The sequence below is a fragment of the Synechococcus sp. 60AY4M2 genome, assembly GCF_002760375.1.
In the GTDB taxonomy this organism is placed as follows: Bacteria; Cyanobacteriota; Cyanobacteriia; order Thermostichales; family Thermostichaceae; genus Thermostichus.
On sequence record NZ_AUMZ01000001.1, the window covers coordinates 838,183 to 849,618 of the forward strand.

The window sequence follows — 11,436 nt, forward strand, 5'->3', positions numbered from 1 at the left end:
GAAAACAAAGCTCTTCGGCCTGAAGCCTCAGGTTTTCGCAGAGGAAGCTGGGCTGGAGTCCTTGTTGAGGCGGGCGAAGAGCATCCGGCCCGCCGAGGTTTGAATGGCGCTGGTCACCACAACCGAGCGAGTCTTGCCCAGAGAGCGCTGTCCCTCTTCCACCACCACCATCGTGCCATCCTCCAGATAGCCAACCCCCTGGCCCGGCTCCTTCCCTTCGCGGGTGATCTTGATATCGAAGCTGTCGCCGGCAATGTAGATGGGCCGCAAGGCTTCGGCCAGCTCGTTCACGTTGAGCACCTTGATCCCCTGCAGTGTGGCCACCTTCTTCAGGTTGTAATCGGTGGTCACCAGCGTTCCCCCCACATTCTGGGCCAGGCGCACCAGCTTCTCGTCCACGGTGGCCAGATCCGGGTAGTTGGCTTCGTGAATCACAAAGCGGTCGGGATAGGCCTGGCGCAGGGCTTGCAGCGTATCCAACCCTCTGCGGCCTCGCTCCCGTTTTTGCGGATCGGCTTTGTCGGCGATGGTTTGCAGCTCCGCGATAACAAAGCGAGGGATCACCAGCGTTCCCTCCAAAAAGCCTGTCTCGATCAACTGGGCCACGCGCCCGTCGATGATGGAGCTGGTGTCCAAAACCTTGGGGCTGGCCGCCACCACACTGCCCTCTGCGGCCGCCTGCAGGGCGTAGTTGGGGTTGAACAGGCGCAAGAGCGCAGGGCCATGGGTATCGGCCAAACTCACCCCCAAGTAGGCAAAGGACAAGCTAAAAAAGACGGAGGCCAGCGGCTCGATAAAGCTATTGAGCTGCTGAGGCAGGGGCAACAAATAGACAGGAGCCATGGCCAAGTTGGCAATCACCAGGCCGATCACCAACCCCACCGAGCGGCTGATCAACACATCCGGCGGCAGCGAGCGTACATTGGCCTCGAAGCGGCGGTAGCCCCAGCGCACCAAGGATCCAAAAGCCAAACCCGCTAGGACACCAAAGCCGCTGGTAACCACGCGCGCCCCCTCCACATTGGCCCCCTGAATGGCGGCAGGAGGGAGCAGATCCAGGCCGTAGAATCCAAGACCCGCCCCGGCCAACATGAAGATCACAATCAGTAAGACATCTAACATGGCGAAGAAAGCGCCCCTGCTCAGAATAGGCTTGGGTCTGCTGCTCGCAACAGGCAAATCTGAGTCCTATTCTAGTCTTCTGGCTGAAGAGAGGGATCTCATCCCCCACCCCGAAAGAAGGAGACTATGCTGAAGAAGGGCGATCCCTCCCTGGCTTGAGGGGTCTGGCGAGAAATCGCTACAATCAACATCTCGACATCCCAGGCAAGGTCTCAGCAGAGCTGGAAGCAACTATGGCACAAGCACTGGAACTAACGGCCGAAAATGTGGAAAAAGTCCTCAACGAGCTGCGCCCCTACCTGCAAGCCGATGGCGGCAACGTAGAGCTGGTGGAAATCGACGGCCCGGTGGTGAAGCTGCGCCTACAGGGGGCCTGTGGCGCCTGCCCCAGCTCCACCCTGACCTTAAAAATGGGCATCGAGCGCAAGTTGCGGGAGAGCATTCCCGACATCCTGGAAGTAGAACAAGTGTTCTGAGGGCTCTGCCGCTTCTGGTCTGTTATCTTGGTTCCTTAAGGCGGCAGGTGCAGCCGTCGCTGTGGCTCTCTGCCTCTTGCTCTTTTTTTCCTTCTCTCCTTCAAGCCAGCCCATGCCTGTTCTCCTCTCCATCGCCATTCTCGCCCTGCTGATCCTGGTGCATGAGGCGGGACACTTCGCCGCAGCCAAACTCCAAGGGATCCACGTCAACCGCTTTTCGCTGGGATTTGGCCCGGTGCTGTGGCGCTACCAGGGCAAGGAGACGGAGTACGCCATTCGCGCCCTGCCGTTGGGGGGCTACGTGGGCTTTCCCGACGATGACGAGCGCTCTCCCTACCCGCCCGACGACCCGGATCTGCTGAAGAATCGCCCTGTCGCGGATCGCCTGGTGGTGATGAGCGCGGGGGTGATGGCCAACCTGGCCTTCGCCTATCTGGTGCTGGTGCTGATGTTTGCCACGCTGGGGATCCCATCGGTGACGCGCATCCATCCCGGCATTCTCATCGCCCAGGTGATGCCGGATAGCCCGGCGGAGCGGGCCGGCTTGCAGGCGGAAGATGTGGTGTTGCGGGCAGCCGACCACGATTACAGCACGGTTGCCGACGAGGCCTCGGCCTTGGCAGCTCTCAATGATTTTCAGGCGTTGATCCGCCGCAGCCAAAACCGGCCCGTCCCCCTGCAGGTGCAGCGAGGGGAGGGGGATCCCATTCTGGAGATCACGGTGACTCCCGAGATGCGGGGAGAGGTGGTGGCCATTGGGGTCAACCTGGCCCCCAACCAAGAGGTGACACTGCGCCCGGCTCAGAGCCCGGCAGAGATCTTTGCCGAAGCCGGGAACGCCTACCAGCGCTTGGTGATGATGAACCTCAGTGGCCTGCAGCAGCTCCTGCAGAACTTCCAAAACACCGCCACCCAGGTATCCGGGCCGGTGGGGATTGTCAAGCTCGGCGCGGATCTGGCGCGGGACGATGCTGCCAGCTTGTTTAATTTCACCGCCTTGATCAGCATCAACCTGGCTATTCTCAACCTGTTGCCCCTGCCCGCCTTGGATGGGGGACACATCGCCTTTTTGATCTTGGAAGCGATCCGCGGCAAGCGGCTGCCCAAAGAACTGGAGGAACGGGTGATGCAGACGGGCTTGGTGCTGCTGCTGGGGCTGGGGGTAGTGCTGATCTTCAAGGACACCCTTGCCATCGTCACCGGGTCGGGCTAGTTGCAGATGAGCGGCAAGCGGGCTTTGCGCCAGCGGGCTTTGGAGATCCTGATCCGGCTGAAGCGCCATTACCCCAACTCTACCTGTGCCCTCCACTACGAAACGCCGCTGCAACTGCTGGTGGCCACCATTTTGTCTGCACAGTGCACCGACGAGCGAGTCAACCAAGTTACGCCGGAGCTGTTTTGCCGCTTTCCCGATGCCCAGGCGCTGGCGGCGGCGCCGCGGGAGGAGATCGAGGCCCTGATCCGTCCCACCGGCTTCTACCGCAACAAGGCTAAACACATCCAAGAGGCCTGCCGCAAGATCGTGACGGACTTCGGCGGCCAGGTGCCCCGCACCATGCCGGAGCTGCTCACTCTGCCGGGGGTGGCCCGCAAGACGGCCAATGTGGTCCTGGCCCATGCCTTTGGCATCAACGCTGGCGTGACTGTCGATACCCACGTCAAGCGCCTCAGCCGTCGCCTCGGCCTCACCGAGCACGAGGATCCCGTGCGCATCGAGCGGGATCTGATGCAGTTGTTGCCGCAAGCCGACTGGGAAAATTGGTCCATTCGCCTGATCGAGCATGGGCGGGCCATTTGCACCGCCCGCAAGCCCCTTTGCGAACAGTGTTTTCTGGCCGATCTCTGCCCCAGCGCCCCCCTCCCGGGGCCGGCGGAGAAAACGGACAGAGAAGCCGCAACAGCCTCCCAGACTTGAGCGCCTGGCATCCGGTTTTTCGGCTCCCCCTCGCCCTAGAATAGGCTGCATGGACGATCAAGCGACTAGACCGACCGCCGCGACCTCGCCTGTTCTCGTTATTGCCGGGCTGACGGGATCCGGGAAAACCCTGGCCATCCAGCAATTGGAACAACTGGGCTACACCGGCTTGGAAGGGATCCCGCCTGACCAGGCCGTTTATTTAATCGAGGCAATCCGGCCTCGCCACCCTGCTCTAGCGGTGAGCCTAAACCTCCACACCCCGGAATATCGGGAGCAGTTCCTTGCCTTTGACCGCTGGCGGCAAGCGCAAGGGATCCCTTTCCTCTTTCTGGAGGCTCGTCCCCTGGTATTGCTCAACCGTCTCAGCGCCCACCGCCGCCCCCACCCTTACCGCCCTGGCCTTGGCCTGTTGGAGGCCATTGAGCAGGAAGTGCGCGATCTGGCCCCCGTGCGGGAGCGCTGCACCCACCTCCTGGATACGTCTGAGCTGAACAGCCAGCAACTGCGGCAGCAATTACAAGCCCTGGTCCACGGGATCCCACAGCCGCTCAACCTGAGGCTGGTCAGCTTCGGCTTCAAGTACGGTGCCCCCCCCGATGCCAACTTGCTGTTCGACGTGCGCTTTTTGCCCAATCCCTTCTTTCAGCCCCATCTGCGCCACTTGACCGGCCAGGATCCGCCTCTGCAGGAGTTCCTCTTTGCGGATCCAGTTACCCAATCCACCTACCGGCAGATCTTTTCTCTGGTGCAGGCGTTCTGGCCCCACTACCGAGCAGAACGACGGCCTCACCTGACCGTGGCCATCGGCTGCACCGGCGGGCAACACCGCTCTGTGGCTCTGGTGGAGCGCCTGGCTGAAGATCTGCGGCCCTGGGCTGTCCCCACCGACAACCCTGCCCTGACTGCCCTGAACATCCAGGTGCAGCACCGCCATTTGCTGGATTCGCAGCGGGAGCTGGAGGCCCGCTTTGGCCCGCCACCCCCTGCCGCTGGCGTAGAACAGCAACAGGTTAGGATCCCTTTGGCCGGCGTTCCTGCACCTCCCCATGACTAAGCCCGCGCCCAGCAACAAGTCCACTGTGTGGGGGCCTCGCCGTCGCCAGGCCACTTGGCCGGGAAATGGCTGGAAATGGCTCTTCCCTGGTCTGGCGGTCAAGCGCTGGCTCACCCTAGCCGTGGGGGGCGTGCTGCTGATGGTGCTGGGCATCGCCATCTGGACAGAGCTGACCCCCATCTTTCGCCTCAAGCGATTAATCGACATCACCCTGCGCCTGATCACCACCTGGATCCCCAACAACATCAGCGGCCCCTTGGTGACCGGGATCGGCTTGGTGATGGTGGTGCTGGGCTTTCGCAGCGCCATGCGCTCCATCGAAGATGTGCTGATCCCAGAAGGAGACGAGGCGCTGGTGGATAAGCTCCTGTCGCGGCGACGTCTGAGTCGTGGCCCTCGCATCGTGGTGCTGGGGGGCGGCACCGGCCTTTCCAACCTGCTGCGGGGGTTGAAGCACTACAGCTCCAACATCACCGCCATTGTCACCGTGGCCGATGACGGCGGCTCCTCAGGGCGCTTGCGGCGGGAGATCGGCGTGTTGCCCCCTGGAGATATCCGCAACTGTCTCACCGCCTTGGCCAACGAAGAAAAGCTGCTCACGGAGCTGTTTCAATACCGCTTCCAGGCTGGGGAAGGTCTGAGCGGGCACAGCTTCGGCAACCTGTTCATCACCGCCCTCACCGCCGTAACCGGGGGCGACCTGATTCGGGCCATCACCGCCACCTCGCAGGTCTTGGCCATTCAGGGACGGGTGCTGCCGGCCACCCTGGCGGACGTCACCCTCTGGGCGGAGTTGAGCGATGGCCGCCGCGTGGTGGGCGAGTCCAACATCGCTAAAGCCAGGGGGCGCATTTGCCGCATTGGCTGCGACCCGCCCAACCCTCCTGCCTTGCCCGAGGCGATCGAGGCCATCGAGGCGGCAGAGTTTGTGGTGCTGGGGCCGGGTAGCCTCTACACCAGCATCATCCCTAACCTGTTGATCCCGGAGATTGTGGAAGCTCTGGCCAAGAACATGGCGCCCCACATCTACGTGTGCAACATTATGACCGAGCCAGGGGAAACCGACGGCTACACCGTTGGGGATCACGTCATGGCCCTGGATCGGGTGGCGGGCGTGCGCTTGTTCGATGGTGTCCTGGTACAGCGGGAGCCCCCTTCTCTCCGCGCCTTGGAGCATTACCGCCGCAATGGCTCTGAGTTTGTGGTGCTGGATCCGGATAAGCTGGCCTACCTAGGTTGCCGGGCAGTTCTGGCCAACGTCATGCAAGAGGATCCTGAGACCGGCTTGGTGCGTCACAACCCTGAGCGCCTAGCGGCGATGCTGATGCGCTGGTTTGACAGACACCGCTAAACCACCCCACGGCCCCACCTTGCTAAGGGCTAGCTGTAGCCGGTAGATCCTTGCGGCTAAGTCGTGCACAAGAGGAGTTTCCATCCCCTTGCGGGAAGGGGTAGGGGAAAAAGCCTGATTAAAGCTGGAAGTCTTTTGGAAAGTAGGCCAGGATCGAGTTGAGGGATCCCAAGGGACGGCGCAGCGTTCCCGGAAAATCCCGGCAAGCTGTTAGCTTTGGAGGTTGTGCGCCAATGGTAAAGTTGTTCTCGTCTCTTTTTAAGAGGACTTCTGACTCCTTGGCTGGGATCCCGGCTGCCGAGTTGGGCGCTCCTCAGTCCTGTGCCGGCGATAGTGGCATGGATCCCTGGGCTGGCCAACGGGAGCGGATGGTGAGGGAGCAGATCTTGCAGCGAGGGATCCGCGATCCCCGGGTGCTGGAGGCAATGCGCAAGGTGCCGCGCCACCTTTTCGTTCCCCCGGAGCTGCGGGAGCGCGCCTACAGGGATTGCCCGCTGCCCATTGGCTACGGCCAGACGATTTCTCAGCCCTATATTGTCGCCTTTATGACTGAGGCGGCCCGCCTCACCCCTGAGTCGGTGGTGCTGGAAATCGGCACCGGATCCGGCTATCAGGCGGCCATTTTGGCCGAGCTGGCCCGGCAAGTATATAGCCTGGAGCGGCTGGCTCCCTTGGCCGCCCGCGCTCAGCAAACCCTGGCCTCCTTGGGCTACCGCAACGTGGAGGTGCGCCAGGGAGATGGCTATCAGGGTTGGCCGGAACACGCCCCCTACGACGCCATCGTGGTGACGGCAGCCCCCCCAACCCTGCCGACGCTGCTGCTGGATCAACTGGCGGTGGGAGGTACCCTGGTGGTGCCGGTGGGCGAAAGCCAGGGATTCCAATCCTTGCTGATCCTCCACAAAACCCCGGAGGGGGTGGTGCAAAAGGGGGCCTTCCCAGTGCAATTTGTGCCCATGGTTTAGTCTTCTGCGGCCAGCCAGAGCTGGCGGCGAATTTGCAGCGCCAACTGAGGGTGGTCGGTGATCAGCCCCCGCACCGGCGGCTCCTCCCCAGACGGGCGCAAACAGAAGGCCATGATCTCCGGATCGTTGACCGTCCAGACGTAGAGCGGGATCCTGGCTTGGGCCGCCGCCGCCAAAAACGGCAGGTCCAGCCAAGAGTAATGGGGGGCGAGAAAATCCGCTCCCACCTCGCGGCAGTAGGTCAAGAGGGATCCCTTCTCTCCCTCCGGCTGCGCCTCCACCAACAGGCCAACCTGGGGGGCAGCCCCTCCCAGAAGGGCTTTCACCCGTTGCGCCACCTGGGGCAAAAAAGAGGTGATCACACACTCTGCAGGGGTCAAGAGCTTGCCGATGAGGGCGAGGATCTGTTCTTCGTAGCCCGCCTCTTTCAGCTCGATATCGAGGGCAATCCTGCCCCTGACGTGGAGCAGCGCTTCTTCCAAGCTGGGGATCGTGGGCTTGCGGGCGCGGATCTCCGCCCAAGTGAGCGCCGCCAGCGGCTGCCCCTCCAGCTCGGCATCGTGAAAAACCAGCGGGATCCCGTCGCGGCTGCGGCGCACGTCCAGCTCGATCCCGTCGGCCCCGCCTTCGATGGCCGCCGCAAAAGCGGCCAGGGTATTCTCCTCGGCGTGGGTGTGATCCCCGCGGTGGGCGACAATCCGGGTGGGAAAGCGATAGTCTGGAGGAGTTGAAATAATCTCTCTAGCCATGGACACAGCTGCAATTGCCGCCTTCAAAGAGCGCATCAAGCGCATTCGCGAGCGCCGGCCCACCTTGGTCAAGCTTTTGGAAAAGCCAGACCTGGGCAGCTTGCGGGTCGATGTCAATCAAGCCTTGGAGGAGATCGACGAGCTGCTGCAGGAGTTCGAGCAGACCTTTGGCCCCCAGGACTAGCCAGCCTGGGCGAGCTCTTGCAGTTGGGCCAAGACCTCGGCACTGTGCCGAGAGGGGTTGACAATCGGGTCGATGGCCCGCAGGATCCCCTCAGGATCGATCAAAAAAGTGTTGCGCAGGGCCATCTCCCCCGTCCAGGAGCCGTAGGCGCGGCTAACCGTGCCCTCAGGATCCGAAAGCAGAGGAAATTGCAGCCCCTCTGCCGAGCAAAACCGTCGGTGCGAGTCCACCGAGTCGGCGCTCACGCCCACAATCTCCGCTCCCAGCCTCCGAAACTTGGGCAGATCCTGCTGGAAGCGGCGCGCCTCGATGGTACACCCGGCAGTGAAGTCGCGGGGATAGAAGTAGAGCACCACCCACTTGCCGCGAAAATCCGCCAGCCGCCGCACCTGGCCCGACTGATCCGGCAGCTCAAATTCCGGCGCCGGCGCCCCGATCTGCGGCAGGGGGGTGGTGCCCCACTGGGCCAAAGCGGGCTGAACCCCTGCCCAGCTCACCAGCAAAGCCGTAAACAACCCCACAAGGCCCAACCAGCGCCAGCTCCTGCCCCCTTCCTCGATAACCACTGCAACACCTCTCCAGCTTTCTAGCTCTAGTTTACATAACTTCACGGCAGCCACTTGCAGAGCAAAAGCTGGGGTGGGATCCCCAGCCAATGCCAAAGTTGAGAGGTGCGCTGGATGGGAGTGTAGCGCAGTTGGGCGTAGAGCTGCCGGGCGGCCAGATTGTCTTCCACCACGTGCAGATACAACTGGTGATAGCCCCAACCTTGCACCACTCCTTCGGCGCTGAGCAAAAGCTGCCGCGCGATCCCGCGCCGCCGCCAAGGGGGCAACACCGCCAAGTTGGCCAGATAGGGATACTTCCCATGGGCCATCGCCCGCAAGGAGATCTCGGCAGTGGCCACCACCTCGCATCCCACCGCAGCCGCCAGGCAGCAGTAGTGCGGATCCCTGGCCGCCAGCTTGAGGCGCAAATCCTCGCGGATGCCCAACTTGTGAATCGGGTGGAGCCAGCGCTGCAGACCCAAGGGCGGGTAAAAGACCTGGGCAAGAACCTCGGCCACGGGCTCCAAATCACCTAGCGTGACGGGATAGACCACGAGGGAGGGCAACACAGAGGAAAACAGGGCGTTCAAGCATCTGTTGCAAGCGTCCTTGCTATTTTCGCAGAGAAGCGGCAAGCAGCTCGCAGCCAACAAGAAGTGGCGGCAACCCCACCGGCACCGCCACTGAACCGACAAAACTTGAGTGGAGGGGAAACCACCCACCCCCATGCACGTCACCTGCATCCAAACTTAGCTGTCTCTTCACTTATTCGATTGTTCTGAGCTCACCCCCCTCTGCTCAATTGACGGGGAGAGTAGAACAGCCACCTGACGAACCAACTTTTGAAGCTCTGCTCCCGAGGGTTGAAGTGCCAAAACCTGACCCGCTCTCGCACTGTGCCCTACAGCTCCCCAGCATAGCGAGCTGAGCCTTTGGCGCGATAGACATCATCGGTAATGGGCTGGTAACCTACTTCAACCAGATCAGACTTGGCAGGCGTGAACACGCGGATAACTGCTCTAGCAATTTTCGAGAGAAAGGCAAGCATAAAAACCTCCTCCAAGCGAGCGTGAAACTATGAACTGGGCGAACCCAAAATTGCTAAAGCCCGCAGCCCTTACTCTACTGAGCAGAGTCCTGATTCGCCAGAGTCTGCAGGGGGGAGCACCTGAACCCGACCGAGCATCGGTTTTCCACCTCTTCCTTGATCCTAAACGGAGACTCGAAATAGCAGGCCGGCATCCCTTAAACGGGTAAGACCGCTCGCCATCTTGCCATCTCACCAGAGGTAAACGACCCCTTATCGTTGCAGCGGCTGACCTCAACAGACCCGACCGCTATTTGATTTAGCTCCCATGTCCCTTCTTCGGAAGAAAACCTGTCGTAGGTGCCAGGTGCTCCTCTGGGCAAGACAACCGCTTGCTATAGAAACCTGCCGGCGCAACGGATCGGAAGTTTGCACGAGATTGGATCAAAACGTTGACCGACAGGAAGCTTTGAGCTTGGGCAGATTGCAGGCTGGTGTCTCGCCTTTGAGATGAAGCTGAGATATTATCCTCCTTGCTTGAATCACTACATTTCTAATCTAGCTTGGGTCAAATCCCTCTACAATGGCTGGCAACTGTTCTTAACAGTCTAGGTCATTTCTTTAATCGTTCTTCCCATATTTCTTCAACATAGGTCTCCAGTAGATCTTGCAGTCGGATCCTCTGCCCTTTTCCAGAAGAAAGGTCTACTTTTTAGAAACTTTCCAGAAAGCAGGGGGGCTGGATCCCCAGCTCAGCCGAGGATTTGACCGAGACCACTCGACCCGGCCTCGGTGGGCCTCCCCCTTCAGGCGGGTGTCGGGGAGAACTTCAATTCCGGGGCCGAGAGCGCAGGATCAGCAGGGAAAAGTAGGGGGGGCGATAGTCGGCCAATCCTTCTAGGGTGGGGAAGAGAGCTTGCTGGGGCCAACCGGCCCAAACCACCAAGCTGGCCTGCTGTAGCCAACCTCTTGCCGCTAGCCACTGCCAAACCTGAGGATAGACGGGGGCCACTTTCATCAGCACAACCACGTCGGCCCAGGTGCAGGCCTTCTCCAGCTCCGTCAGGGCAAAAAGAGCAGGCAAAATCGCCAATTTCTCGGAGCCGAGCGCCAAAGGGGATCCCAGAGCGGCAGCGGCGGCAAGAGGAGAGCACACCCCCGGTATGGCCTGGATGGGCAAGTCGGGGATCCGCTGCCGCAGGGCTTGGGACAGGTAGGCAAAGGTGCTGTAGAGGCCCACATCCCCTTCGCAGACAAAGGCCACATCTTCTCCTCGCTCCAGAGGCGGGGCCAGTTGCTCGGCAGCCGCTTGCCAGGCCGCCTGCAGCAGCTCGACTTGGGTAACAAAGGGCAGATGCAGCGGCAACAGGGTTTGTTCCGGTCGCAGCCAAGGGCGCACGATTTGGTAAGCTAGGCCCGGCTGGCCGGCGGCGTTCTGGGGGCAGGCCACCCACCTGACGGCGCCGAGGATGCGGGCTGCTTTGAGGGTGAGCCACTCGGGATCCCCGGCCCCGGCGCTAATGCCCCAAAAAGTCCCCAGGCCCATGGTGGAGCTTGTCCGCCAGCTCAGGAAGCTTGGCCGTCTGGCCCCTCAGGCCTTGCCTCGGCGGCGTCGGGGCGAGTGTCAGGCTCTGGACGTCCCCCACCTTCTGCGGCCAGATGATCGAGGGCCTCTTGGAGCGAGTTGCGCAAGGACAAAAACTTCTCTAGCCGCACCAGTTTCACCGTTTGGGTGATGCGGGGGTTGCTCACCACCTGAAAGATGCCCCCACGGCTCTGGGCCAGCTTGGCCAATTGCACCAGGGCACCGACGCCAGAGCTATCGATGAAGTCGATCCCCGTCAAATCCAGGATGAGATTGGGGGATCCCTCTTCTAGGTATTTGGTGACCACCTTAACGAAGACCGGCTCAGAAAAGGCATCCAGAAGGCCCGTCAGGTAAAAGACCTGGCAGTTCTCCAGCGCTTCGTGGCTGCCGCGCAAGCTGACCGTCAGAGACAGAGGTTCCGGAATGGCTTTTCTCCTTTTATCTATCTCGACAG

14 protein-coding genes are annotated in these 11,436 nt (G+C 61.4%); 7 read left to right on the forward strand and 7 right to left on the reverse strand.

Annotation, left to right across the window (positions count from 1 at the left end):
* Positions 1-27: 27 nt before the first annotated feature.
* Positions 28-1,122, reverse strand: coding sequence for a PIN/TRAM domain-containing protein (locus tag SYN60AY4M2_RS03645; RefSeq protein WP_011429800.1), 1,095 nt, complete (start codon positions 1,120-1,122; stop codon positions 28-30).
* 233 nt (positions 1,123-1,355) lie between these two features.
* Here SYN60AY4M2_RS03645 and SYN60AY4M2_RS03650 point away from each other — a divergent pair, with 233 nt between their 5' ends.
* From SYN60AY4M2_RS03650 to SYN60AY4M2_RS03675, 6 genes are all read left to right on the forward strand, one after another.
* Positions 1,356-1,598 carry a NifU family protein gene (locus SYN60AY4M2_RS03650; protein WP_011429799.1) on the forward strand — a complete coding sequence of 81 codons (243 nt, stop codon included), beginning with the start codon at positions 1,356-1,358 and terminating at the stop codon, positions 1,596-1,598.
* A gap of 112 nt (positions 1,599-1,710) precedes the next feature.
* Positions 1,711-2,811, forward strand: coding sequence for an RIP metalloprotease RseP (gene rseP / locus SYN60AY4M2_RS03655; RefSeq protein WP_011429798.1), 1,101 nt, complete (start codon positions 1,711-1,713; stop codon positions 2,809-2,811).
* Between the two features lie 6 nt (positions 2,812-2,817).
* Positions 2,818-3,513 (forward strand): endonuclease III, encoded by a 696-nt coding sequence (gene nth, locus SYN60AY4M2_RS03660; RefSeq protein WP_099812305.1) that lies wholly within the window; start codon positions 2,818-2,820, stop codon positions 3,511-3,513.
* 49 nt (positions 3,514-3,562) lie between these two features.
* A complete protein-coding gene (gene rapZ / locus SYN60AY4M2_RS03665) occupies positions 3,563-4,570 on the forward strand; it encodes an RNase adapter RapZ (RefSeq protein ID WP_099812306.1) in 1,008 nt (335 codons plus the stop codon).
* Positions 4,563-5,921 (forward strand): gluconeogenesis factor YvcK family protein, encoded by a 1,359-nt coding sequence (locus SYN60AY4M2_RS03670; protein WP_011429795.1) that lies wholly within the window; start codon positions 4,563-4,565, stop codon positions 5,919-5,921. The genes rapZ and SYN60AY4M2_RS03670 overlap by 8 nt, the downstream gene beginning before the upstream one ends.
* Before the next feature lie 233 nt (positions 5,922-6,154).
* Positions 6,155-6,886, forward strand: coding sequence for a protein-L-isoaspartate(D-aspartate) O-methyltransferase (locus SYN60AY4M2_RS03675; RefSeq protein WP_083759154.1), 732 nt, complete (start codon positions 6,155-6,157; stop codon positions 6,884-6,886).
* Here SYN60AY4M2_RS03675 and SYN60AY4M2_RS03680 read toward each other — a convergent pair.
* Positions 6,883-7,635, reverse strand: a complete 753-nt coding sequence (locus tag SYN60AY4M2_RS03680; protein ID WP_011429793.1) for a glycerophosphodiester phosphodiesterase — start codon at positions 7,633-7,635, stop codon at positions 6,883-6,885. The two genes, SYN60AY4M2_RS03675 and SYN60AY4M2_RS03680, sit on opposite strands and share 4 nt — an antisense overlap.
* On the opposite strand from SYN60AY4M2_RS03680, the gene SYN60AY4M2_RS03685 reads away from it, so the two are divergent.
* Positions 7,634-7,819 (forward strand): hypothetical protein, encoded by a 186-nt coding sequence (locus SYN60AY4M2_RS03685; RefSeq protein ID WP_011429792.1) that lies wholly within the window; start codon positions 7,634-7,636, stop codon positions 7,817-7,819. The two genes, SYN60AY4M2_RS03680 and SYN60AY4M2_RS03685, sit on opposite strands and share 2 nt — an antisense overlap.
* Here SYN60AY4M2_RS03685 and SYN60AY4M2_RS03690 read toward each other — a convergent pair.
* The 5 genes from SYN60AY4M2_RS03690 to SYN60AY4M2_RS03705 all read right to left on the reverse strand — a co-directional run bounded on the left by SYN60AY4M2_RS03690 (position 7,816) and on the right by SYN60AY4M2_RS03705 (position 11,428).
* A complete protein-coding gene (locus SYN60AY4M2_RS03690) occupies positions 7,816-8,289 on the reverse strand; it encodes a peroxiredoxin (protein ID WP_240527878.1) in 474 nt (157 codons plus the stop codon). The genes SYN60AY4M2_RS03685 and SYN60AY4M2_RS03690 overlap by 4 nt on opposite strands.
* Before the next feature lie 137 nt (positions 8,290-8,426).
* The gene (locus SYN60AY4M2_RS03695; RefSeq protein ID WP_240527713.1) at positions 8,427-8,885 is read right to left on the reverse strand and encodes a GNAT family N-acetyltransferase; all 459 of its coding nucleotides are present in this window, start codon (positions 8,883-8,885) and stop codon (positions 8,427-8,429) included.
* Between the two features lie 383 nt (positions 8,886-9,268).
* A complete protein-coding gene (locus tag SYN60AY4M2_RS14015; RefSeq protein WP_011429789.1) occupies positions 9,269-9,415 on the reverse strand; it encodes a hypothetical protein in 147 nt (48 codons plus the stop codon).
* A gap of 808 nt (positions 9,416-10,223) precedes the next feature.
* Positions 10,224-10,940, reverse strand: a complete 717-nt coding sequence (locus SYN60AY4M2_RS03700; protein WP_099812307.1) for a precorrin-2 C(20)-methyltransferase — start codon at positions 10,938-10,940, stop codon at positions 10,224-10,226.
* A 20-nt stretch (positions 10,941-10,960) separates the two neighbouring features.
* The gene (locus tag SYN60AY4M2_RS03705; RefSeq protein ID WP_228375500.1) at positions 10,961-11,428 is read right to left on the reverse strand and encodes an STAS domain-containing protein; all 468 of its coding nucleotides are present in this window, start codon (positions 11,426-11,428) and stop codon (positions 10,961-10,963) included.
* Positions 11,429-11,436 lie beyond the last annotated feature (8 nt).

Coding starts and splice junctions, on each gene's coding strand:
- SYN60AY4M2_RS03645 (WP_011429800.1), bottom strand. CDS start 1,122: ATGTTAGATGTCTTACTGATTGTGATCTTCATGTTGGCCGGGGCGGGT.
- SYN60AY4M2_RS03650 (WP_011429799.1), top strand. CDS start 1,356: ATGGCACAAGCACTGGAACTAACGGCCGAAAATGTGGAAAAAGTCCTC.
- rseP (WP_011429798.1), top strand. CDS start 1,711: ATGCCTGTTCTCCTCTCCATCGCCATTCTCGCCCTGCTGATCCTGGTG.
- nth (WP_099812305.1), top strand. CDS start 2,818: ATGAGCGGCAAGCGGGCTTTGCGCCAGCGGGCTTTGGAGATCCTGATC.
- rapZ (WP_099812306.1), top strand. CDS start 3,563: ATGGACGATCAAGCGACTAGACCGACCGCCGCGACCTCGCCTGTTCTC.
- SYN60AY4M2_RS03670 (WP_011429795.1), top strand. CDS start 4,563: ATGACTAAGCCCGCGCCCAGCAACAAGTCCACTGTGTGGGGGCCTCGC.
- SYN60AY4M2_RS03675 (WP_083759154.1), top strand. CDS start 6,155: ATGGTAAAGTTGTTCTCGTCTCTTTTTAAGAGGACTTCTGACTCCTTG.
- SYN60AY4M2_RS03685 (WP_011429792.1), top strand. CDS start 7,634: ATGGACACAGCTGCAATTGCCGCCTTCAAAGAGCGCATCAAGCGCATT.
- SYN60AY4M2_RS03680 (WP_011429793.1), bottom strand. CDS start 7,635: ATGGCTAGAGAGATTATTTCAACTCCTCCAGACTATCGCTTTCCCACC.
- SYN60AY4M2_RS14015 (WP_011429789.1), bottom strand. CDS start 9,415: ATGCTTGCCTTTCTCTCGAAAATTGCTAGAGCAGTTATCCGCGTGTTC.
- SYN60AY4M2_RS03700 (WP_099812307.1), bottom strand. CDS start 10,940: ATGGGCCTGGGGACTTTTTGGGGCATTAGCGCCGGGGCCGGGGATCCC.